The organism is Pseudonocardia broussonetiae (assembly GCF_013155125.1).
Taxonomy (GTDB): domain Bacteria; phylum Actinomycetota; class Actinomycetes; order Mycobacteriales; family Pseudonocardiaceae; genus Pseudonocardia; species Pseudonocardia broussonetiae.
The window spans coordinates 2,939,146-2,961,011 of the sequence record NZ_CP053564.1 but is presented as its reverse complement, the minus strand read 5'-3'; the positions used below and the strand labels follow the sequence as shown (position 1 = coordinate 2,961,011).

Here is a 21,866-nt window from a genome sequence, read left to right as displayed (position 1 = left end):
TGCGGGTCAGGGTCGACCGCGCCGCGGGGCCTACCGGCTAGTAGGTTCGTCCGATGCGGGTGCTGATGGTGTCCTGGGAGTACCCCCCGGTCGTGATCGGCGGCCTGGGCCGGCACGTGCACGCGCTGGCCACCGAGCTCGCCGCGGCCGGGCACGACGTCGTCGTCCTCACCCGTCATCCGGCGGGCAGCGACGCCACCACCCACCCCACCTCCGACGCCACGGACGAGGGCGTGCGGGTGCTGCGCGTCGCCGAGGACCCGGCGCACCTGGAGTTCACCCGGGACATGGTCGCGTGGACGCTCGCGATGGGCCACGCGATGGTGCGCGCGGCACTGACCCGCGTGGGCGGTTGGCGCCCCGACGTCGTCCACGCCCACGACTGGCTCGTCGCGCACCCGGCGATCGCGCTGGCCGACGTGCTCGGCGTCCCGCTCGTCGCCACGATCCACGCCACGGAGGCGGGACGCTTCAACGGCTGGCTCTCCTCGCGGACGAGCCGCCAGGTCCACTCCACGGAGTGGTGGCTGGCGAACCGCGCCGACACCGTCGTCACCTGCTCGGCCGCCATGCGCGCCGAGGTCGCGGAGCTGTTCGACCTCGACCCGGAGCCGATCGCGGTGCTGCACAACGGCATCGAGCCGCGCGGCTGGCGGGTGCCGCGGCGGCGGGTGGCGGCCGCGCGGGAGCGCTACGGCCCCGGGGGCGGGCCGCTGCTGCTCTACTTCGGCCGGCTGGAGTACGAGAAGGGCGTCCACGACCTCGTCGCGGCCCTGCCCCGGATCCGGCGCGCCCACCCGGGCACGCGGCTGCTGGTCGCCGGCACCGGCACCGCGACCGAGCTCCTCGACGACGCCGTGCGCGCCCACCGCGTGCGGCGCAGCGTCGACTTCCTCGGGCACCTGCCCGACGCCGACCTCGCCGCGCTGCTGTCGGCCGTCGACGCGGTGGTCCTGCCCAGCCGCTACGAGCCGTTCGGCATCGTGGCGCTGGAGGCGGCCGCCGCGGGGGCGCCGCTCGTCGCGTCGCGGGCGGGCGGGCTCGGCGACATCGTCGTCGACGGGGTCAGCGGGGTGTCGTTCCCGCCGGGCGACGTGCCGGCGCTGGCGCGGGCCGTCGGCAGCGTGCTCGCCGATCCCGCGGCCGCCCGTCGTCGGGCCCGGACCGCGCGGACGCGCCTGGGCGCCGAGTTCGACTGGACGCGCATCGCCGCCGGCACCGCGGACGTGTACGCCCGCACGGAGGCCGGCGGCCCGCAGGAGCTGCCGCGCCCGAAGATCCCCTCGGGGAACGTCTTCGGGCGGAGGTGACGGCTCAGGCGGCGTCCTGGCTCATGACCTTGGCGATGGCGTCGGGGTACTCGGCGACGAGGTCGCGGACCAGGTCGTCGCGGTCCTCGGCCACGGCCTCGTTGACGGCGACGGTGTAGGAGGCCTCGAGGGCCTGCAGGCGGGAGACGGTGCGGTCGTTCATCGGGGGTTCCTCCAGTCGTGGATCGTTCCTCTCCATCCAACGGCGACACCCCCCGACACGTTAGCGAACCGGGCGCAGATCACAACGATTCGATGCAGGTCACAGCGGCGACGCTAGATCGACTCGGACCGCTCGATCCGCACCTGCACCGCGGCCGCGGTCTTGCGGGCGATGTCGGCGACGGCGGCGCGCTCCTCGGCGGCGGCGCGGTAGTCGTCGACCCGGTTGCGCACCACCCGCGCCGGCGCGCCGACCGCGATCGAGTACTCCGGGATCTCCCCGCGCACGACCGCGTGCGCGCCCAGCACCGACCCGCGACCGACGCGCGTGCCGCGCAGCACGGAGACCTTCGTGCCGATCCAGCAGTCCGGGCCGATCCGCACGGGCGTCTTGACGATGCCCTGGTCCTTGATCGGGATGGTGACGTCGGCGATGCGGTGGTCGAAGTCGGTGACGTAGACCCAGTCGGCGACGATCGTGGCCGCGCCGATCTCGACGTCGAGGTAGCAGTTGACGGTGTTGTCCTTGCCGAAGACGACCTTGTCGCCGATCCGCAGGGAGCCCTCGTGGCAGCGCAGGGAGTTGCCGTCGCCGATGTGCACCCAGCGACCGATCTCCAGCCGCCCGTACCCGGCGCGCGCGTGCAGCTCGACCCGCTTGCCGAGGAACACCATCCCCCGCAGGACGACGTGCGGGTGCGCCGCGCGGAAGCGCAGCAGCCGCCAGTACCGCACCAGGTACCAGGGCGTGTACGCGCGGTTGCGCAGCACCCAGCGCAGCGAGGCGAGGGTGAGGAAGCGGGCCTGGCGCGGGTCGCGGCGCCCGGCCCAGCGGTCGCGCAGCGGCGACCCCCACATGCTCGTCATCCCCCGATGATGCCGGACGGCCCTGCGCCGGTCCGGGGCACCGTGTGGCGGGCGCGCCGGTCGGGTACCCGCGCCGATGACCACCCAGAGCGACACCCCCGACGAGGACCTGGACCGCGTCGTGTCCCGCCGCGTCGACCACCCGACGAGCGCCGACGCCGACGACGAGCGCGCCTACGCCGCCGCCGACCCGGGCAGCACCGACGACACCGACACCGACCCCGGAGGCAGCGGCGGGGAGTCGGAGCGGGCGGCGCGGGACGTGGAGGGGGAGAACCAGAGCGAGCCGACGCGGTCGGAGTAGGACGGCCGCGGCGTCAGCCCGCCGCCTCGATCTCCCCCACCGTCGGCATGCCGGCCCGCGCGCCGACGGCCCCCACCGAGAGCGACGCGGCGCGCACCGCCGTCCGCACGGCGTCGAGGAGCCCGTCCCCCGCCGCCAGCCGCGCGGCGAGGACCCCGTTGAACGTGTCGCCCGCCCCCGTCGTGTCGCGGACGGTGGCGGCGGGGGCGGGCACCCGCTCCACCGACGAGTCGACGACGAGCGCCCCCTCCCCGCCGAGCGTGACGACCACCGCGGCCCCGGTCCGCTCCCGGATCCGCTGCGCCGCCTCCACCACGTCGTCGGTCGCGGCCCCGAGCCGCGCCGCGAGGTCGAGGCACTCGCCGCGGTTGGGGGTGAGCAGGGGCCCGGCGTCCAGCGCCGCCACCACGGCGTCGGTGACGGGCGCCGGGTTGAGCACGCACGGCACCCCGGACGCCGCGCGGACCGCCGCGAGCACGGCGTCGTCGTTGATCTCGGTGCTGACCAGCAGGCACCCCAGGTCGTCCGGCACGTCCACCCGGGCCGGGACCAGCGCGTTCGCCCCCGCCCCGACCGCGATCTGGTTCTCCCCCGCCCCGTCGACGACGATCAGCGCCACCCCGGTGGCCCGCCCCGCCAGCACCGCCACCCCGGTGACGTCGACGCCCTCGGCGCGGAGCTCGTCGAGCGCGCCGGCGCCCAGGTCGTCGTCGCCCACGGCCCCGACCAGAGCGACCGCGGCACCCGCCCGTGCCGCCGCCACGGCCGCGTTCGCGCCCTTGCCGCCGCCGAAGCGCTGCGTCCCGTCGCCGACGACCGTCTCCCCCGGCCCGGGCAGCCGGGGCGCGGCCACGACGAGGTCGACGTTGACCGCACCGACCACCAGCACCGTTCCCGGGAGCGACGTCACGCCCGGGAAGCTACCCCGGCCTCCGGTCCCCAGCGCGCGAGCAGCGCGGCCTCGACGATCGTCATCAGCTCGTACAGCACGATCGACACCAGCACCGACATCGCGACGACGGTCCACACGCCGCCGTAGTTGCCCGAGCCCTTGTAGCCCGAGAGCACGCCGCCCATCCCCTCGAACCCGACGAGCCACTCGGCCAGCATCGCGCCGACGATCGCGCCGGGCACCGAGATCCGCGCCGACGCCAGGAACTGCGGCAGCGCCGACGGGATCCGCACCGTGACCAGCGCGCGGAGCGCCGAGCCGCCGTTGACGCGGACGACGTCGAGCGCCTGCGGGTGCGCCGAGCCCAGCCCCAGGACGATGTTCACCAGCGCCGGGAACAGCACGACGATCGCCGCGATCACCGCGATCCCCACCTTGCCCTGCCCGAACACCAGCAGCAGCAGCGGCGCCATGGCGACGAGCGGCACCGACCGCAGCAGCATCGCGATCGGCAGGAACGCCACCTCGAACGGCTTCCACAGCACGAACCCGATCGCGACGGCCGTGGCGATCACCATGCCGGAGGCGAACCCGATCGCGGCGTTGACCAGCGTCGTGCCCAGCGCCGCGAGGCTGTCGGCGCGCGCCTGCTCCGCCGACAGCGACGCCGGGCGGATCCCGCGCTCGGGGGCGTCGGAGAAGAGGTAGGCCCACACGTCCGACGGCGACTTGCCCACGAACGCCGAGACGTCGAACAGCGCGAGCAGCCCCGCCCACAGCGCCACCAGCACCACGACGGCGATGCCGACCGTGAGCAGCGCCCGCCCGAGCCGCGCGGCGATCACGCGCTCGTCCAGGGCGTGACGATCCGGGCGACGATCCCGACCAGCAGGTACCCGACGCCGGAGATCAGCCCGCTGACCAGCGCGAGGTACCACAGCAGCGGCGCGTCCGACTGGGTCTGCGCCGCGATCAGCGCGCGTCCGAGCGTGGAGTCGCCGCCGCTGCCGAGGTACTCGGCGAGGATCGCGCCCAGGAACGCGGCGGGCGCGGCGATCCGCAGCGCGGCGAACAGGCTGGGCAGCGCGGAGATCACCCGCACCTTCCGCAGTGTCGTCCACGCCGTGCCGCCGTAGGCCCGGACCAGGTCGACGCTCGCGCGCGGCGCGGCCCGCAGCCCGACCAGGCAGCCGACGACGGTCGTGAAGAACACGCTCATCGCCGCCAGCACGACCGACGCCCCGGACGGCGCGTCCCGGCCCGCGACGATGACGATCACCGGCCCGATCGCGACGAGCGGGATGCAGTAGCTGACGATCGCGATCTGGTTGGCGAGCTCCTCCAGCCGCGGGACGAGCAGGACGAGCACGGCCAGCGCGATCGCGGCCAGGTTGCCCCAGAGGTAGCCCTGCGCGGCCGAGGTGACCGTCGAGGTCGCGTTGGTGACCGTCGACGACCAGCGCTGCGGGTCGAGGAACTCCGCGACGACCGACGGTGGTGTCGGGATCGCGCCGCTGCCCTGGAACAGCACGACCGACGCCACCCACCAGACGGCGACGATGGCGAGCACGCCCGCGGCCCCACCCGTGAGCGGCGATCGTCGCCGGAGCCACGGTTGCCGCTCACGAGTCATGCGGAACCCCCGAACAGGATCTCCGACAGCCGGTCGACGTAGGCGTGGAACTCCGGCGTGCGCATGAGGTCCGGCGTCCGCGGCCGGGGCAGGTCGATCTCCACGAGCTCGGCGATCCGGCCCGGCCGCGCACTCATCACGGCCACGACGTCGGAGAGGAACACGGCCTCGGAGATGCCGTGGGTGACCATCAGCGTGGTCGCCGGCCGCTCGGTCCAGATCCGCAGCAGCTCGACGTTCAGCCGCTGGCGGGTCATGTCGTCCAGCGCGCCGAACGGCTCGTCGAGCAGCATCACCGTCGGCTGGACGACGAGGCACCGGGCGATCGCGACCCGCTGCCGCATGCCGCCCGACAGCTGCGCGGGCTTGGCCTTCTCGAAGCCGGTGAGCCCGACCAGCTCGATGAGCCCGTCGACGAGGCCGGGCTCCGGGGTGATCCCGGCGACCTCCAGCGGCAGCCGGATGTTGCCCGCCACGCTGCGCCACGGCAGCAGCGCGGCCTCCTGGAACGCGATGCCGAGCTCGTGGTCGCGCTGGATCTCCCGGGTCGACCGGCCGTTGATCAGCGCCTCGCCGGCCGTCGGGGTCTCCAGGCCGGCGAGGATCCGCAGGATCGTCGACTTCCCGCAGCCCGACGGCCCGAGCAGCGACAGGAACGAGTTCGCCGTGGTGCCGAGGTCGATCGGCGCGAGCGCCTCCACCGACTGCCGGCCCATGGAGAACCGCTTGGTCAGCCCGCGGATGTTGATGCCCGTGGCCGACGCCGGGTGCGCGTGCGGGTCCAGCGTGGACCGGGTCTCGGTGGAGGTCACGTCAGCCCACGATCAGGTCGGGGTTCTCCGCGTACACCTCGTCGAGGAGCGAGAAGTCGAACAGCTCCTCGGCGGTGATCGTGATGCCGATGGCGGCGAGCGCGCCGATGACGTCGGTGATCGCGGCGTCCGTGGCGGTGAACAGGCCGTTGGCCTTCGTGTCGGCGCTGACGATCAGGTCGTTCTGCGCGGTGGCCTGCTCGGTCTGGCCGGGGACGTCGAGGCCGAGGTCGGCGCCGTAGGTGGTGACGGCGAGCTCGGCCGCGGCGGCCGGGTCGGCGACGGCGTCGTTCCAGCCCTTGATCTCGGCCAGCAGGAACGCCTTGAGCTTGTCGCGCTCGGAGTCGATCGTCTCCTGCAGCACGACGAACGACTCCGAGGTCAGCGGCAGGCCGTTGTCGGCGAAGGCGAGCGTCACCGGGGTGAAGCCGTCGGCCTTCACCAGGAACGGCTCGTTGGTGAGGAAGGACATGAAGCCGTCGACGGTCTTCTCCGTCAGCGGCGTCGGTTCGTACTGCACGACGACCTGCTCGAGGCTCGCCGGGTCGATCCCGTTGGCGGCCAGCAGGCCCGCGAAGATCTGCTGGTTGGTGCCGGCCTGGATGCCGATGCGCTTGCCCGCGAGGTCGGCGACCGTGCGGATCGGCGCGCCCTCCTCGATCGAGAGGATGCAGAACGGGTTCTTCTGGAACGTGTTGCCGATGATCTTGAGCGGGGCGCCCTGCTCCACGATGAAGCGGGCGGTGGCGTCCGGCGCGGAGATGCCGACGTCGACGTTGCCGGCGAGGACGAGGGCGTCGGCGCTGTCGACGGGGCCGCTGACGAGCTCGACCGCGTCGAAGCCCGCCTCGGTGTAGTAGCCCTTCGAGTCGGCCATGTACTCGCCGCCGAACTCGATGTTCTTGATCCACGACAGCTGCACGGAGAGGTTGCCGAACGAGCCGGCCGCACCCGCGGCGGCGGGCGCCGGCGTCGTCGAACCACCCCCGCAGGCGGACAGCACCAGTCCGGCGGCGCCGAGGCCGGACAGGCGGAGGACATCACGGCGGGACACGATCATGCGGGGACTCCTGACGGTCTGCGACGGCGAGCGGGGACGGCCGTCGACCCGGTGAATCTAGGAACCGCATGACGCCTGGCGGTTAACGCGCCGTTACGGCCACGCAACCCCGTTTACGCTGACCGCATGCCGATCCCGCTGATCATCGACACCGACCCCGGGGTCGACGACGCCGTGGCGCTCATGCTGGCCGCCGCGTCGCCGGAGGTGGACCTGCGCGCCGTCACGACCGTGTTCGGCAACGTGCCGCTGCCGATGACCACCCGCAACGCCGGGCGGGTGCTCGCGCTGGCCGGCCGCGCCGCTGTGCCGGTCGCGGCCGGGGCCGCCCGGCCGCTGGTCCACGACCGGGCGTTGCGCGCCGAGGAGTGGCACGGCGGCGACGGGCTGGGCGGCCGCGCGTCGGCGCTGCCCGACCCGATTGCCGCTCCCGACCCGCGCGGCGCGATCGTCGTCATGGCCGCGGTGCTGCGCGAGTCCGCCGAACCCGTGACGATCGCGCCGATCGGGCCGCTGACGAACGTCGCGCTGCTGCTCGCGGTGCACCCGGAGCTCGCGCCGCGGATCGGGCGGATCGTGTGGATGGGCGGCTCGCTGGGCGCGGGCAACGTCACGGGGGCGGCGGAGTTCAACGCCCACTGCGACCCCGAGGCCGCGCACCGCGTGCTCACCCAGGCCGACGTGCCGGTGACGGTGGTGCCGCTCGACCTCACGCTCCGGTGCCCGGCCGACCCACAGTGGGTGGCCGCGCTCGGCGCGGGCGGGCCGCGCGGGCACGAGCTCGCGCAGGTCCTCGCGCACTACCGCGCGGCCTACCTGACCCACTACGGGCGCGACGCGGTCGCGCTGCACGACGCCGTCGCCGTGCTGGAGGCGATCCGGCCCGGCGTGCTGCGCACCGAGGCGATGCCGGTGCAGGTGGCCTGCGACCTCGGCCCGGCCCGCGGGGCGACCGTCCCCGTGCCCGGCGGCGGTCCGGACGTGGCGGTCGCGCTGGACGCCGACGTCGACGCCGTGCTGGCCGACGTGCTCGAGCGGGTCGGGCGGCTCGGCTGAGACCCGGGCGAACCGGGCCGCTCAGGCGAACCCGTGCTCGATCGCGTAGCGGACGAGCGCGGCGCGGTTGCTGACCGGGAGCTTGCCGAGCAGGCGCTGCACGTGGTTCTCCACAGTCCGCGGCGAGAGCCCGAGCCGGGTCGCGATCTGACGGGCCGTGAGCCCCTCGACGACCAGCCGCAGCACGTCGGTCTCGCGCTCGGTGAGGCGCACGTCGGGCGGCCCGGCGCCGCCGCTGGCCTCCAGCACGACGGCCGCGAGCCCCGGCCCGTAGGCGGGCTCGCCGCGCGCGAGGCGCGCCACGGCGTCGGCGACGTCCCAGGGCCGCCCGGTGTCGACGACGAACCCGGTGGCCCCCGCCCGCACCGCGGCCAGCACCTGCTCGTGCTCCGCGGACGCCGAGACGGCCAGCACCGCCGCGCCGGCGTCGGTGGCGGCGGCCACGGCGGCGAGCGCGTCCGGGGCGGCCATGTCGATCACGACGACGTCGGCGCGCAGCGCCAGCAGCTCCTGCGCCGTGGCGACGACGCCGAGCACCTCGAGCCCCTCGTCGCGCAGCACCTGCGCCCGGGACGCCGGTCCGTGCAGGAGAGCCACGGACGTCACGCCGACGATCCTGCCAGCCCGGGCGGCCCGCCCCGCCACCGCGGCGCCGCCGGTCCCCCGAGCGAGTGACGGGCGCGGTCAGTCGTCGGTCAGGCCCTGGTCGATCGCGTAGCGCACCAGCTGGACGCGGTTGTGCAGCTGCAGCTTGCGCAGCGTGTTCTGCACGTGGCTCTCCACGGTCCGGTGCGACACCACGAGCCGCTCCCCGATCTGCTTCGCCGTGAGCCCCTTCGCCACCAGCCGCAGGACCTCGGTCTCGCGCTCGGTGAGCACCGGCGCCTCCTCCGCGGCGGGCTCGCCGGCCAGGCGCCGGAACTCCCCCAGCACCAGCCCGGCCAGGCCCGGCGTGAAGACGGGGAACCCGGCCGCCGTGCGCTGCACCGCCGCCAGCAGCTCCTCCGCGCCCGCCGACTTCACGAGGTAGCCCGACGCCCCCGCCTTCACCGCCTCCAGCACGTCGGCCTGCTCGCCGCTGGCCGAGAGCACCAGCACCTTCGTGCCGGGCAGCGCCGCGAGGATGCCCTCGATCGCGTCGACGCCGGACGTGGCGCCGAGGTTGAGGTCCATCAGCACGACGTGCGGGCGGGTGGCCTTCGCGATGCGCACGGCCGCGGCGGCGTCCGGCGCGGTGGCGACGACGTCGAGGCCGCGCTCGGTGAGGTCGCGCGCCACGCCCTCGCGCCAGATCGGGTGGTCGTCGACGACCATCACGGTGATCCCGTCCGTCACGTCTGCTCCCTCGGCATCCGGATGATCCATTCCGTGCCCCGTCCGGGCCCGGTCTCGCAGGTGATCGTGGCGCCCAGGTCGCGCACGCGGCCCCGCATCGAGCGCGCCACGCCCAGCCTGCCCTGCTCCGCGGCCTCGTCGAGCCGCCCGTCGGGGATGCCCGGGCCCTCGTCGCGGACGCTGATCTCGACCTCGTCGCCCAGGTCCTCCACCAGCACCCACGCGGGCGCGTCCGGCCCGACGTGCCGGGCGACGTTCGCCAGCGCCGCCCCGACCACGGCCACCAGCTCCTCGACGGCGGCCGCGGGCAGCCGCACCGGGTGCGCCGGCGTCGAGACGCTGACGCGGCCCGCCCCGAGCATGCGCAGGGCGTCGGCGACGTCGCGCAGGCCGTCGGCGCCGGTCGGGGCGCCGTCCGTGGTGAGCAGGGTGCGCAGTGCGATCTCCTGCTCCCCGGCCATCGCGGCGAGCGCCGCGGCGTCGCCGCCGAGCTCCTGGCCGCGGCGGTGGACGTAGCCCAGCACCTGCAGCACCCCGTCGTGGACGACGCGGGCGAGCCGCTCGCGCTCGGCCATCGCGGCCTGCTGGCCGATCGCGGCGCGCAGCCGCTCGGCCTGGCGGCGCAGCACCGTCGACGCGTAGCCGATGCTGACCGCGACGAGGACGATCAGCTGGATGTCGCCCAGCTCGGCCTCGGCCCGTGCCGAGACCGCCAGCAGCACCGAGCACAGCACGGCCGCGCCGCCCAGCCCGCCGCGGACGCCGAACGCCAACGCGCAGGCGAGCACCGCGCAGGGCGTCCAGATCGAGCCGGAGACGGGCGCGTCGGCGTCGATCTGCGCCGCCGTCTGCACGAGCGGGGTGGTGGCGATGACCCCGCTGGTGACGACGAGGTCGGCGAGCGCGAGCCGCCCGCGCGGCATCCCGCCGAGGTAGCCGCGGCCGATGACGGCGGTCCACGCCGCCATCACCGCCTGCACCGCGACGGCGCCGGCCGGGGAGCCGTGCTCGTCGAGCGTCCAGAGGACGACGGCCGTGGTCGTGACCAGCGTCAGCACGCGGTAGAAGAGCAGGCCGCGCCAGAGCGGTTCGAGCGGGCGCTCGACGGTGGCGTCGCTCACGTCGGCCGTCCGCTCATGTCACCGGCTCGCGGGTCCCGCCCGGCCACACGCACGGCGACTCCCCCACCAGCACCCCTCCACCGACGGTCCGGACGGTGAGAACGTAGCCGCCGCCCGCCCGCACCTCGACAGCCGAGGCGTCGCGGGAGACCACCTCGCCCGCCGCCACGGCCGCGGCGACGAGTGCGGCCGGGTCGCCCGGGACGGCCAGCTCGACGCGGCTGCGCACCTGCCGGCTCGCCGGCCAGCCCGGCACGCCGAGCCAGGGGCACGCGACCTCCCCGGCCACGGCGGGCTCGACGGCCTCTCCGGCCACGGCCCGCACCAGCCCGTCCAGGTGCGCGCGGGCCTGCGCGGCCGTCTCGGTCGGGGCGGTCTGCACGGCCAGCAGGACCGCGGCGACGGCGAGCACGGCGGCCAGCAGCGCACTCACCGCGCCGACCAGCACGGGCACCCGACGGCGCAGTTCGTCCACGCGCCCATCGTGGCCGCGCGGCCCGCGCCCGCGGATCCGTAGGACTACCCGACCGGCCCGCCCTTGGTGCCGGTGACGAGCGCGTTGTAGAACCACGCCCGCGGCACGACCCGCGACAGCACGTTCTGGTCGAGCCACGACAGCCGCTGCCAGCTGCGGTAGGCGAACATCGCCCAGCCCATCCCGAGCTTCCCGGGCGGCACGGCGGCCTCGAACGTCCGGACCGGCCAGCCCAGCATCGCCGCGCTGAACTCCTCGGTGACCACCGTCGCGCCCATCGCGCCCGCGCGGCGGGCGGTGTCCTCGAGCTCGGCCGGGTCGAACACGTGGATGTCGACGACGGCCTCCAGCGCCGCGGCCCGGCTCGACTCGTCCAGCTCCGCCTGCGGCCGCCGCCACCCCTGCAGCACCGGCAGGCGCGTCAGCGTCGTGGTCGCCTTCCAGGTGGCCGCGCCGAGGCGGCGGGCGTAGGCGTCGCCGATGCGCGTGGGCTCCCCGGCGAACACGAACCGCCCGCCCGGCTTGAGCACGCGCAGCACCTCGCGCAGCGCCAGCTCGACGTCGGGGATGTGGTGCAGCACGGCGTGCCCGACGACGAGGTCGAACGTGCCGTCGTCGTAGGGGATGCGCTCGGCGTCGGCCACGCGGCCGTCGACGTCGAGGCCCAGGTGCTCGGCGTTGCGCAGCGCGGCCTGGACCATGCCCGGCGAGAGGTCGGTGACCGAGCCGGAGGTCGCGACCCCGGCCTGCATGAGGTTGAGCAGGAAGAAGCCGGTGCCGCTGCCCAGCTCCAGCGCCCGGCCGTAGGGCCAACCGGTCTCGCCGGCGACGAGCCGGAAGCGGTCGGCGGCGTAGGTGATGCAGCGCTCGTCGTAGGAGATGGACCACTTGTCGTCGTAGGAGCCCGCCTCCCAGTCGTGGTACAGCACGTTCGCGAGCTTGGCGTCGTGCCGCGCCGCCTCCACCTCCTCGGCGGTGGCGTGCGGGTTCGGGAGCGGCTCCGTACTCATGGGTAGGAGCCTAGCGGCGGCCCCGCGCCATGGGCTCGCACACAGGCCGCGGGGCCCGCACACAGGGCCGGACCTGTGTGCGGGCCCCGCGAGGTGTGTGCGAGCCGCCGGAAGCTCCTAGCGCCCGGTGAACTCCGCCTTGCCCGGGCCGTTGGCCACGAACGACTCCATGCCGATGCGCTGGTCGTCGGTGGCGAACAGCGCGGCGAAGGCCTCGGACTCGATGTCGAGGCCCGTGCGCAGGTCGACGTCGAGGCCGCTGTCGATGGCCTTCTTCGCCGCCGCGTAGGCCGAGGCGGGCCCGTTCACGAACTGCTCGGCCCAGCGGCGCGCGGCCGCGTAGACGTCGTCGGCCGGGACGACCTCGTCGACCAGCCCGATGGCCAGCGCCTCCTCGGCCTTCACCATCCGCCCGGTGAAGATCAGGTCCTTGGCGCGGGGCGCACCGATCAGCCGCGTGAGGCGCTGCGTGCCGCCGCCGCCGGGGATGATGCCGAGCAGGATCTCGGGCTGGCCGAGCTTGGCGTTGTCGCCGGCGATGCGGCGGTCGGCGCCCAGCGCGAGCTCCAGCCCGCCGCCCAGCGCGTAGCCGGTGATGGCCGCGACCGTCGGCTTCGGGATGGTCGACAGCGCGCCGAACCCGGCGGAGAGCCGCCGCGCGACCGCCGCCATCTCGGCGTAGGACATGCCCGCCATCTCCTTGACGTCGGCGCCCGCGGCGAGCACCTTCTCCCCGCCGTAGACGACGACGGCGCGCACGTCGTCGCGCTGCGTGGCCTCCGCGGAAGCGGCGAGCAGCTCCTCCTGCACCTGCCTGCTGATGGCGTTCATCGGCGGCCGGTCCAGCCGGATCGTGCCGACACCGCCGTCGACCTCGAGCCTCACGAATTCGGTCATGGCCCGACCCTAGATCAACGCAACCACGCCGTGTAGCGGCCGCGGCGGCGCAGGACGCCGAGCGGGAGGCCGAAGGTCTCGGTGAGGTTGTCGTCGGTCAGCACGTCGTCGAGCAGCCCGGCCGCGACGACCCGGCCCTCGCGCAGCAGCAGCCCGTGGCTGTAGCCGACCGGGATCTCCTCGACGTGGTGGGTGACCAGGATCGACGCCGGCGCGTCGGCGTCGGCGGCCAGCGCGGTGAGGCGGGAGACGAGGTCCTCCCGGCCGCCGAGGTCGAGGCCCGCGGCGGGCTCGTCGAGGAGCAGGAGCTCGGGGTCGGTCATCAGCGCGCGGGCGATCAGGGTGCGCTTGCGCTCGCCCTCGCTGAGCGTGCCGAACGCGCGGTCGCCCAGCGTCCGGACGCCGAGGGCGTCGAGGAGCTGGTCGGCGCGGTCGGTGTCGGCGTGCTCGTACTCCTCCCGCCAGCGGCCCAGCACGCCGTAGCCGGCGCTGACGACGACGTCGCGCACGGTCTCCTCGCCCGGGACGCGCAGGCCGAGCGCGGCGGACGTCAGCCCGATCCGGGTGCGCAGCTCGGCCAGGTTGACCCGCCCGATCCGCTCGCCGAGCACGTGCACGGAGCCGGTGGTGGGGTGCATCTCGGCGGCGGCCAGGCGCAGCAGCGTCGTCTTGCCGGCGCCGTTGGGGCCCAGGACGACCCAGCGCTCGTCGAGCTCCACCGACCAGTCGACGTCGCGGAGCAGCATCGTCGTCCCGCGCCGGACGGAGACACCGTCCATCCGGACGACGAGGTCGGTCAGGTCCGGAGCGGGGATAGGCGCAGCCACCCCCCCATCCTCGCGGATGCGACGACGGCGCTCACGGGTGCCCGGGTGCCTTAGGGTGGCTCCACGTGCCGGTCTTCCCGTTGGGTGCCCATGTCGACGACGCGGGGACGCGGTTCGCCGTCGCCTCCACCAGCGCCGACGCCGTCGAGGTCTGTCTGGTCGACGGCGAGGACGGGGCGCTCACGGAGCGGCGGGTCGAGCTGACGGAGCGGACGTTCGGCGTCTGGCACGGCCACCTGCCCGGCGTCGGGGTCGGGCAGCGCTACGGCTACCGCGTGCACGGCCCGTACCGCCCGTGGCAGGGGCTGCGCGCCAACCCGGCGAAGATCCTCGTCGACCCCTACGCCCGCCGGATCACCGGCCGCGTCACCGATCTGGGCGCCGCCCGCGGCTGGGTCGACGACCCGATGACCGGGGCGCTCAACGAGCGCGACTCGCTCGGCCACGTCCCGCTCTCGGTCGTCACCGCGCCGGACGGGGGCCCGGCGCACCCGCGCCCGGACGTCCCGTGGTCGGAGACGGTGGTCAGCGAGCTGCACGTCCGCGGCTACACGCAGTGCCACCCCGAGGTGCCGCCGGAGCACCGCGGCACCTACCTCGGGCTCGCGCACCCCGCCGTCGTCGCGCACCTGTCGCGGATCGGGGTGACGGCCGTCGAGCTGCTGCCCGTCACCTCCATCGCCGACGAGCCGCCGCTGCTCGAGCGCGGCCTGCCCAACTACTGGGGCTACGCGACGCTGGGCTTCCTCGCCCCGCACGCCGGGTACGCGAGCGTGCCGGGGGCGGAGGTGGAGGAGTTCCGCACGATGGTCGGCGCGCTGCACGCCGCCGGCATCGAGGTGATCCTCGACGTCGTCCCCAACCACACCGCCGAGGGCGGGGTCGGCGGCACGACGCTGTCCTACCGCGGCCTCGACGCCCCCGCCTACTACTCGCTGGGCGGCAACGGCCACGACGCCGACATCACCGGCACCGGCAACACGCTCGACGCCGGCTCCCCCACCGTCATCCGCCTGGTGTGCGACGCGATGCGGCACTGGGTCACGACCTACGGCGTCGACGGGTTCCGGATCGACCTCGCCTCCGTGCTCGGGCGTCCGCGCTCCGGGGCCTTCGACCCGCACGCCCCGCTGCTCACCGCGATCGCCGTCGATCCGATCCTGTCGCGCGTCAAGCTGATCGCCGAGCCGTGGGACGCCACCGGTGAGGGCTACCGCGTCGGCGGCTTCGGAGTGGCGTGGTCGGAGTGGAACGGGCGCTTCCGCGACGCCGTGCGCGACTTCTGGCGCGGCCACGGCGGCATCGCCGAGGTGGCGTCGCGGCTGTCGGGCAGCTCGGACCTCTACGCCGGCAACGGGCGGCGGCCCTGGGCGTCGGTCAACTTCGTCACCGCGCACGACGGGTTCACCCTGCGCGACCTGCTGTCCTACGAGCGCAAGCACAACGAGGCCAACGGCGAGCACAACCGCGACGGCACCGACGACAACCGCTCGCAGAACTTCGGCGTCGAGGGGCCGACGGCGTCGCCGGTGATCGCGGAGCGGCGCCTGTCGGCCGCGCGCGGGATGCTCGCCACGATGCTGCTGTCCACCGGCACCCCGATGCTGTTGGGCGGCGACGAGATCTGGCGGACGCAGGGCGGCAACAACAACGCCTACTGCCAGGACAACACGATCTCGTGGGTCGACTGGGACGGCGGGGAGGCGGCGGCGTCGCTCACGGCGTTCGTCGCGCGCGTCACCGCGATCCGCCGCAGCTCCCCCGCGCTGCACCGCGACCGCTTCTACCGCGACGGCGAGGTGCTGTGGTGGCACCCGGCGGGCCGGCGCCTGCGCGGCCACGACTGGCACGACGGCGGGCTGCACAGCCTGGGCCTGCTGCGCGGCGAGTGGCTGCTGCTGCTGCACTCCGGGCCGGACGCGATCGCCTGCACGCTGCCCGCGGGCGGGCCGTTCGTGCCGGAGCTGGACTCGACGCGGCCCGACGGCGCGCCGGTGAGCGCCCGTCCGCTGCCCGGGGGCACCACGATCACCCAGCCCGCCCGCTCGCTGCTCCTGCTGCGCGCGGCGGCGGACTGAGGGCTCGCTACCGGCGCCCCCGGCGACCTACGATCCCCCCATGCCGCGCTACGACTTCCGCTGCCGCGAGTGTGCGGACACCTTCGTGGTCAGCCGCCCGATGAGCGAGTCGGGCGAGCCCGCTCCCTGCCCCGCGGGCCACGCCGACACCGTCAAGCTGCTCACGACCGTCTCCGTCGGCGGCCGCAGCGGCGCCCCCCGCGTACCGGCCCGGGCCGGGGGCGGCGGCGGTGGGGGCGGCGGGTGCTGCGGCGGCGGCTGCTGCGGATGACGCACGGGTGACCGCCGGGTGGCCGAGCGCCGCCCGGTGATCACGCTCGGTCCCTCGCGCCCTATTCTCCGCGCGGCCGGAGCGGCCCGCGTCCGACGCGGGCGCGGGCGGGACTCCGGATCGAGCGAAGGACGTACACACGTGAGCACTCTCAGCGGCGGAAGCAGCCTCGCGGCGGGTCAGGCGGGCATCACCTCCGCCAACGGCCGCTACACCCTGGCCCTGCAGGCGGACGGCGACCTGACCGTCACCGACGGCTCGGGCGCGGTCGCCTGGAGCACCGGCACCGCGGGCAAGGGCGTCGCCCGCGCCGACATGCAGGCCGACGGCAACTTCGTGCTCTACACGGCCGACAACGGCGTCGTCTGGGCCTCGGACACCGACGCGCCCGGCGGCGTCCTCGAGCTGCAGGACGACCGCAACCTGGTGCTCTACACGGCCGACCGGAAGGTCGCCTGGTCGCCCAACTCCTACATCAGCGAGTCCGACAAGGCGGCCCTGGACGCCGCCGAGGCCGCGGGCCGCGCCCGGGCCGAGGCCGACGCCGCGGCGGCCGCCGCGGCCGCTCCGGCGCCCGTCGCGGAGCGCCGCTACACCGTGCAGCGCGGCGACTCGCTGTCGAAGATCGCCAAGCAGTTCTACGGCAACGCCAACGACTACATGCGGATCGCGCAGGCGAACGGCATCGCGAACCCCGACCTGATCCACCCGGGGCAGGACCTGCTGATCCCCTGATCTTCCGGTCCCTCGTTGCAGGAAAGCCACGTTCACGCAACGTCGTTGCGTGAACGTGGCTTTCCTGCAAGTCGGGGACGGCGGGGACGGGGCGGGCGGGGACGAGCCGGAGGGCCGATCAGCCCGCCAGCACGACCTTCCCCAGCTCCGCCGGGCTCGCCAGCAGCGGGTGGGCCGGCAGCACCCGGACCGTGTAGCCCGTGAGCCCCGCGTGCGGCAGCGGCACCACGGCCTCGAATCGCTCCCCCGCCCCGTCGGCCGCGCCCACGTGCTTCATCGCGGCCGTGCGCTTGCGGGCGTCGAGCTGGTCGGTCTCGTCGACCGGCCCCACGACCGCCTCCACGACGACGTCCGACGGGTCCAGCCCCGCCAGCTCCACCACCGCGCGCACCGTCATCGGCGCACCGACGACGGGCGTGTCCGGCAGCCCGGACGCGTCGACGCCGACGACCTGCACGCGGTTCCACGCGTCGCCGAGGCGCTGGCGGTAGGCCGCGAGCTCGCGCGCCGGCCCGAACGAGTCGGCGACGATCCCGGCCGCCGCGCGGGCCGCCGGGTGGTAGAGCGTCTCGGTGTACTCCTGCACCATCCGCGCGGCCTGGACCTGCGGGCGCAGCGTGGTCAGCGTGTGGCGCACGAGCTCGACCCAGCGCGGCGGCACGCCGTCGGTGCGGTCGTAGAACGCCGGCCCGACCTGCGTGGCCAGCAGCTCGTAGAGCGCGTTGGCCTCGAGGTCGTCGCGGCGGGTCGGGTCGGAGATGCCGTCGGCGGTAGGGATGGCCCAGCCGTTGCGGCCGTCGTAGAACTCGTCCCACCAGCCGTCGCGGATCGACAGGTTGAGCCCGCCGTTGAGCGCCGACTTCATGCCCGAGGTCCCGCACGCCTCCAGCGGGCGCAGCGGGTTGTTCAGCCACACGTCGCAGCCCCAGTAGAGGTACCGGGCCATCGACATGTCGTAGTCGGGCAGGAACGTGATGCGGTGGCGCACCGCCGGGTCGTCGGCGAAGCGCACGATCTCCTGGATCAGCGCCTTACCGCCGTCGTCGGCGGGGTGGCTCTTGCCCGCGACGACCAGCTGCACCGGGCGGTGCGGGTCGAGCAGGAGGTCGCGCAGCCGGTCCTTGTCGCGCAGCATCAGCGTGAGCCGCTTGTAGGTCGGCACGCGCCGGGCGAAGCCGACGGTGAGCACGTTCTCGTCGAACACGTGCTCGGTCCAGCCCAGCTCCGGCAGCGACGCGCCGCGCTCCAGCCAGGCCTTGCGGACGCGGCGGCGCACCTCGGCGACCAGGCGCGAGCGCAGCGCGGTGCGCAGGTCCCACAGCTCGGCGTCGGTGACGGACGCCGCGGGGGCGTCCGGCGTGCCGATCAGCGCCGTGACCTCGCGGGCCTCCCAGGTGGCACCGTGGACGCCGTTGGTGACCGAGCCGATCGGCACCTCGTCGGCGTCGAAGCCCTCCCACAGCCCGCCGAACATGCCGCGCGAGACGGCGCCGTGCAGCTGGGAGACGCCGTTGGCGCGCTGGGCCAGGCGCAGCCCCATGTGCGCCATGTTGAACATCGCGGGGTTCTCCTCGGCGCCGAGCGCGAGGACGCGGTCCATCGGGACGCCGGGGAGCAGGGCCCGCGCGGGGTCCCCCGCGCCGAAGTAGTGGCGCACCATGTCGACCGGGAAGCGGTCGATGCCGGCGGGCACCGGGGTGTGCGTGGTGAAGACGGTGCCCGCGCGGACGGCGGCGAGCGACTCGTCGAAGGAGAGGCCGTGGGCGTCCTGCAGCTCGCGGATGCGCTCCAGCCCGAGGAAGCCGGCGTGGCCCTCGTTGGTGTGGAACACGGCGGGCTGGGGGTGGCCGGTGGCGTCGCAGAACGCGCGGACGGCCCGCACGCCGCCGACGCCGACCAGGATCTCCTGGCGGATGCGCTGGTCCTGGTCGCCGCCGTAGAGGCGGTCGGTGACGCCGCGCAGGTCGGGCTCGTTCTCCTCGATGTCGGAGTCGAGCAGCAGCAGCGGGACGCGGCCGACGGCGGCCTGCCAGACCCGCGCGTGCAGCGTCCGCCCGCCGGGCATGGCGATCGCGACGAGCACGGGCGTGCCGTCGGCGGCGGAGAGCAGCTGCAGCGGCAGGCCCTGGGGGTCGAGCGCGGGGTAGTGCTCGAGCTGCCAGCCGTCCAGCGACAGGGACTGGCGGAAGTACCCGGAGCGGTAGAGCAGCCCGACCGCGACCAGCGGGACGCCGAGGTCGGACGCGGCCTTGAGGTGGTCGCCGGCCAGCACGCCGAGGCCGCCGGAGTAGTTGGGCAGCACCTCCGAGACGCCGAACTCCATCGAGAAGTAGCCGACCGCCGCGGGCAGCGAGTCGTCGTCCTCGCGCTCGGACTGGTACCAGCGCGGGCCCTCCAGGTAGGCCGCGAGATCGTCGGCCAGCTCCCGAACGGTGACGACGGTGTCGGCGTCCTGGGCGAGCGCCTCGAACCGCTCGGTCGGGATCTCGCCGAGCAGGCGCACCGGGTCGTGCCCCGCGCGCTCCCACGCGTCGGGGTCGAGCGCGGCGAACAGGTCCTGCGTCGGCGGGTGCCAGCTCCAGCGCAGGTTGGTGGCCAGCGACTGGAGCGGCGCGAGCGCGGGCGGCAGCTGGGCGCGGACGGTGAACCGGCGGAGAGCTCTCACGCGCGGCAGGATAGATGAATCGAGTCCGAGATCGGTCAAGCAGAGGGTTCGCGACCGGCCCCTCCGCCGTCCCGCGCACCGGGCGGGCTCCCGCGCGCCGCCGGGAGCGCGCGGCGGACGGACCGCGCCGGAGCGACACGATCGGGTCGCTCACGCCCGCCCCGGAGTCGTCCTCCGCGGGGGTCACGGAACCGTCTGACCGGCCCGGGTGACGATCGCGTGAATCTTGCGGAATCGGTTCCGACCCGTTCCTTTCGTGGCGCGAGCGGGTAGGTACGGTTGTGACTCACGTGACGGCTGCTCAGTGGGGGTGTGTGCCGAGATGACCGGACGAATCGGGATCGACGACGTCACTCCCTCGGTGAGCGGCGGTCGACAGGCCGCCAAGGCCGTCGTCGGCGAGGTCATCCCGATCACCGCCGCGGTGTGGCGCGAGGGCCACGACGCCGTCGCCGCCAACGTGGTGTGGAAGCGGATCGGCAGCAAGGGCACCGCGCACCACGTGCGCATGGAGCCCGTCGGGGTCGGCGGCGACACGTTCGGCGCCACCGTGGCCGCCGACGAGCCGGGCATGTGGACCTTCCGCATCGACGCCTGGAGCGACCCGTGGGCCACGTGGCGCCACGCCGTCACCAAGAAGATGGAAGCGGGCCAGAGCCCCGACGAGCTGGCCAACGACCTCGAGATCGGCGCCCGCCTGCTGCAGCGCGTCGGCCGCCGCCCCGCCGAGCGCGGCAACCGCGACCTCCTCTTCGGCGCCGCGAACGCCCTGCGCGACACCGCGATGCCGCTGCACGCCCGCGTCGCCCCGGCGCTGTTCCCCGCCGTCCAGCAGATCATGACCGAGCGCCCCGTCCGCGAGCTGATCACGCGCGGCCGCGCCCAGCAGGTCTACGTCGACCGCGAGCGCGCGCTCTTCGGTTCCTGGTACGAGTTCTTCCCCCGCTCCACCGGCGGCCGCGACGAGACCGGCCGCGCCGTGCACGGCTCGTTCGTCACGTCCGCGAAGCAGCTCGACCGCATCGCCGCGATGGGCTTCGACGTCGTCTACCTCCCGCCGATCCACCCGGTCGGCACGAAGCACCGCAAGGGCCGCAACAACAGCGTCAACGCCGGGCCCGGCGACGTCGGCTCGCCGTGGGCGATCGGCTCGGCCGAGGGCGGCCACGACGCCATCGACCCCGAGCTGGGCACGCTGGAGGACTTCGACGCGTTCGTCCAGCGCACGAACGACCTCGGCATGGAGGTCGCTCTCGACTTCGCGCTGCAGTGCGCGCCCGACCACCCGTGGGTCGCCGAGCACCCGGAGTGGTTCACCGTCCGCCCCGACGGCTCGATCGCCTACGCGGAGAACCCGCCGAAGAAGTACCAGGACATCTACCCGATCAACTTCGACAACGACCCGGCCGGGATCTACGCCGAGTCGCTGCGCGTGGTGCTGCACTGGGTCGAGCACGGCGTCAAGATCTTCCGCGTCGACAACCCGCACACCAAGCCGCCGAACTTCTGGCACTGGCTGATCTGGCAGGTCAAGGCCCGCCACCCCGAGGTGCTGTTCCTGGCCGAGGCGTTCACCCGCCCCGCGCGGCTGTTCGGCCTCGCGCGCCTGGGCTTCACCCAGAGCTACACCTACTTCACCTGGCGCACCACGAAGTCCGAGCTCACCGAGTTCGCCCTCATGCACGCCGAGCGCGCCGACGAGGCCCGTCCGAACCTGTTCGTCAACACCCCGGACATCCTCCACGAGTCGCTGCAGACCGGCGGGCCGGGCATGTTCGCCATCCGGGCAACCCTGGCCGCCACGATGGCGCCGACGTGGGGCGTCTACTCCGGGTTCGAGCTCTACGAGGGCGAGCCGGTCAAGCCGGGCAGCGAGGAGTACCTCAACTCCGAGAAGTACGAGCTGCGCCCGCGCGACTTCGAGGCGGCCGCGGCGTCGGGCAACTCCCTGGAGCCCTACCTGACGCGGCTCAACGAGATCCGCAAGGCGCACCCCGCCCTGCAGCAGCTGCGCGACATCACGTTCCACCACGTCGACAACGAGCAGATCATCGCCTACTCCAAGACCGAGCCCGCCACGGGCGACACGGTCCTGGTCGTCTGCACGCTCGACTCCCACGACGCCCAGATCGGCACGACCTCGCTCGACATGCCGGCGCTGGGCCTGGGGTGGAACGACCGCTTCACGGTGCACGACGAGGTGAGCGGCGAGACCTACGAGTGGGGCCAGTTCAACTACGTCGACCTCCGGCCGTGGCACCACGTGGCGCACATCCTCCGCGTCCAGCGGGGCTGAGCGCGGCGGCCGCGCCGCACCGGTCAGGAATCGAGAAGCACCGGGCGGGCGGCCGCACCT

At 74.5% G+C, this 21,866-nt stretch carries 22 protein-coding genes; 7 read left to right on the top strand and 15 right to left on the bottom strand.

Annotated elements, in window-relative coordinates:
• Nucleotides 1–53: 53 nt before the first annotated feature.
• Entirely contained in the window at nt 54–1,310 is a 1,257-nt protein-coding gene (locus HOP40_RS14825) for a glycosyltransferase family 4 protein (RefSeq protein ID WP_172158900.1), read from the top strand.
• Nucleotides 1,311–1,314: 4 nt separating this feature from the next.
• On the opposite strand, the gene HOP40_RS14820 is transcribed toward HOP40_RS14825, so the two are convergent.
• Both HOP40_RS14820 and HOP40_RS14815 read right to left on the bottom strand, forming a co-directional pair.
• Complete coding sequence (locus HOP40_RS14820; RefSeq protein WP_172158897.1) at nt 1,315–1,473, bottom strand: hypothetical protein; 159 nt, start codon at nt 1,471–1,473, stop codon at nt 1,315–1,317.
• Between the two features lie 113 nt (nt 1,474–1,586).
• Complete coding sequence (locus HOP40_RS14815; protein WP_172158895.1) at nt 1,587–2,339, bottom strand: acyltransferase; 753 nt, start codon at nt 2,337–2,339, stop codon at nt 1,587–1,589.
• A 76-nt stretch (nt 2,340–2,415) separates the two neighbouring features.
• Between HOP40_RS14815 and HOP40_RS14810 the strand changes: the two genes are divergently transcribed.
• Nucleotides 2,416–2,643, top strand: coding sequence for a hypothetical protein (locus tag HOP40_RS14810; RefSeq protein WP_172158892.1), 228 nt, complete (start codon nt 2,416–2,418; stop codon nt 2,641–2,643).
• 13 nt (nt 2,644–2,656) lie between these two features.
• Here the strand turns inward: HOP40_RS14810 and HOP40_RS14805 are convergent, their stop codons facing one another.
• Genes HOP40_RS14805 through HOP40_RS14785 form a run of 5 tightly spaced genes read right to left on the bottom strand, consistent with a single transcriptional unit; the run spans nt 2,657 to nt 7,040 of the window.
• Complete coding sequence (locus HOP40_RS14805; RefSeq protein ID WP_240157680.1) at nt 2,657–3,553, bottom strand: PfkB family carbohydrate kinase; 897 nt, start codon at nt 3,551–3,553, stop codon at nt 2,657–2,659.
• Nucleotides 3,550–4,380 (bottom strand): ABC transporter permease, encoded by an 831-nt coding sequence (locus HOP40_RS14800; RefSeq protein WP_172158890.1) that lies wholly within the window; start codon nt 4,378–4,380, stop codon nt 3,550–3,552. The genes HOP40_RS14805 and HOP40_RS14800 overlap by 4 nt, the downstream gene beginning before the upstream one ends.
• A complete protein-coding gene (locus tag HOP40_RS14795) occupies nt 4,377–5,105 on the bottom strand; it encodes an ABC transporter permease (RefSeq protein WP_240157679.1) in 729 nt (242 codons plus the stop codon). Before HOP40_RS14795 ends, HOP40_RS14800 begins: the two co-directional genes overlap by 4 nt.
• A gap of 59 nt (nt 5,106–5,164) precedes the next feature.
• Nucleotides 5,165–5,980: an ABC transporter ATP-binding protein gene (locus tag HOP40_RS14790; protein WP_240157678.1), complete on the bottom strand. Its 816-nt coding sequence runs from the start codon at nt 5,978–5,980 to the stop codon at nt 5,165–5,167.
• 1 nt (nt 5,981) lies between these two features.
• Nucleotides 5,982–7,040 carry an ABC transporter substrate-binding protein gene (locus HOP40_RS14785; protein WP_172158885.1) on the bottom strand — a complete coding sequence of 353 codons (1,059 nt, stop codon included), beginning with the start codon at nt 7,038–7,040 and terminating at the stop codon, nt 5,982–5,984.
• Nucleotides 7,041–7,166: 126 nt separating this feature from the next.
• Here HOP40_RS14785 and HOP40_RS14780 point away from each other — a divergent pair, with 126 nt between their 5' ends.
• A complete protein-coding gene (locus tag HOP40_RS14780; protein WP_172158882.1) occupies nt 7,167–8,096 on the top strand; it encodes a nucleoside hydrolase in 930 nt (309 codons plus the stop codon).
• Between the two features lie 21 nt (nt 8,097–8,117).
• On the opposite strand, the gene HOP40_RS14775 is transcribed toward HOP40_RS14780, so the two are convergent.
• The 7 genes from HOP40_RS14775 to HOP40_RS14745 all read right to left on the bottom strand — a co-directional run bounded on the left by HOP40_RS14775 (nt 8,118) and on the right by HOP40_RS14745 (nt 13,713).
• On the bottom strand, nt 8,118–8,702 hold the full coding sequence (locus tag HOP40_RS14775; RefSeq protein WP_240157677.1) for a response regulator transcription factor: 585 nt from the start codon (nt 8,700–8,702) through the stop codon (nt 8,118–8,120).
• 78 nt (nt 8,703–8,780) lie between these two features.
• Nucleotides 8,781–9,461, bottom strand: a complete 681-nt coding sequence (locus HOP40_RS14770) for a response regulator (RefSeq protein WP_420821806.1) — start codon at nt 9,459–9,461, stop codon at nt 8,781–8,783.
• Nucleotides 9,428–10,552, bottom strand: a complete 1,125-nt coding sequence (gene macS / locus HOP40_RS14765) for a MacS family sensor histidine kinase (RefSeq protein ID WP_172158877.1) — start codon at nt 10,550–10,552, stop codon at nt 9,428–9,430. The genes HOP40_RS14770 and macS overlap by 34 nt, the downstream gene beginning before the upstream one ends.
• A gap of 13 nt (nt 10,553–10,565) precedes the next feature.
• The gene (locus HOP40_RS14760) at nt 10,566–11,027 is read right to left on the bottom strand and encodes a hypothetical protein (RefSeq protein ID WP_172158876.1); all 462 of its coding nucleotides are present in this window, start codon (nt 11,025–11,027) and stop codon (nt 10,566–10,568) included.
• 44 nt (nt 11,028–11,071) lie between these two features.
• Nucleotides 11,072–12,037, bottom strand: coding sequence for a class I SAM-dependent methyltransferase (locus tag HOP40_RS14755; protein WP_172158875.1), 966 nt, complete (start codon nt 12,035–12,037; stop codon nt 11,072–11,074).
• A gap of 117 nt (nt 12,038–12,154) precedes the next feature.
• Complete coding sequence (locus HOP40_RS14750; protein ID WP_172158874.1) at nt 12,155–12,934, bottom strand: enoyl-CoA hydratase/isomerase family protein; 780 nt, start codon at nt 12,932–12,934, stop codon at nt 12,155–12,157.
• 14 nt (nt 12,935–12,948) lie between these two features.
• On the bottom strand, nt 12,949–13,713 hold the full coding sequence (locus HOP40_RS14745) for an ABC transporter ATP-binding protein (protein ID WP_172168364.1): 765 nt from the start codon (nt 13,711–13,713) through the stop codon (nt 12,949–12,951).
• Between the two features lie 113 nt (nt 13,714–13,826).
• On the opposite strand from HOP40_RS14745, the gene glgX reads away from it, so the two are divergent.
• From glgX to HOP40_RS14730, 3 genes are all read left to right on the top strand, one after another.
• Nucleotides 13,827–15,839 carry a glycogen debranching protein GlgX gene (gene glgX / locus HOP40_RS14740; RefSeq protein WP_172158873.1) on the top strand — a complete coding sequence of 671 codons (2,013 nt, stop codon included), beginning with the start codon at nt 13,827–13,829 and terminating at the stop codon, nt 15,837–15,839.
• A gap of 40 nt (nt 15,840–15,879) precedes the next feature.
• The gene (locus HOP40_RS14735; RefSeq protein WP_172158871.1) at nt 15,880–16,110 is read left to right on the top strand and encodes an FmdB family zinc ribbon protein; all 231 of its coding nucleotides are present in this window, start codon (nt 15,880–15,882) and stop codon (nt 16,108–16,110) included.
• Nucleotides 16,111–16,251: 141 nt separating this feature from the next.
• Nucleotides 16,252–16,845: a LysM peptidoglycan-binding domain-containing protein gene (locus tag HOP40_RS14730; protein ID WP_172158868.1), complete on the top strand. Its 594-nt coding sequence runs from the start codon at nt 16,252–16,254 to the stop codon at nt 16,843–16,845.
• Nucleotides 16,846–16,963: 118 nt separating this feature from the next.
• Here HOP40_RS14730 and glgP read toward each other — a convergent pair whose 3' ends face one another.
• Nucleotides 16,964–19,510 carry an alpha-glucan family phosphorylase gene (glgP, locus tag HOP40_RS14725; protein WP_172158866.1) on the bottom strand — a complete coding sequence of 849 codons (2,547 nt, stop codon included), beginning with the start codon at nt 19,508–19,510 and terminating at the stop codon, nt 16,964–16,966.
• Nucleotides 19,511–19,832: 322 nt separating this feature from the next.
• Here glgP and HOP40_RS14720 point away from each other — a divergent pair, with 322 nt between their 5' ends.
• Nucleotides 19,833–21,806, top strand: a complete 1,974-nt coding sequence (locus HOP40_RS14720) for an alpha-1,4-glucan--maltose-1-phosphate maltosyltransferase (RefSeq protein ID WP_172158863.1) — start codon at nt 19,833–19,835, stop codon at nt 21,804–21,806.
• Nucleotides 21,807–21,866: the final 60 nt, after the last annotated feature.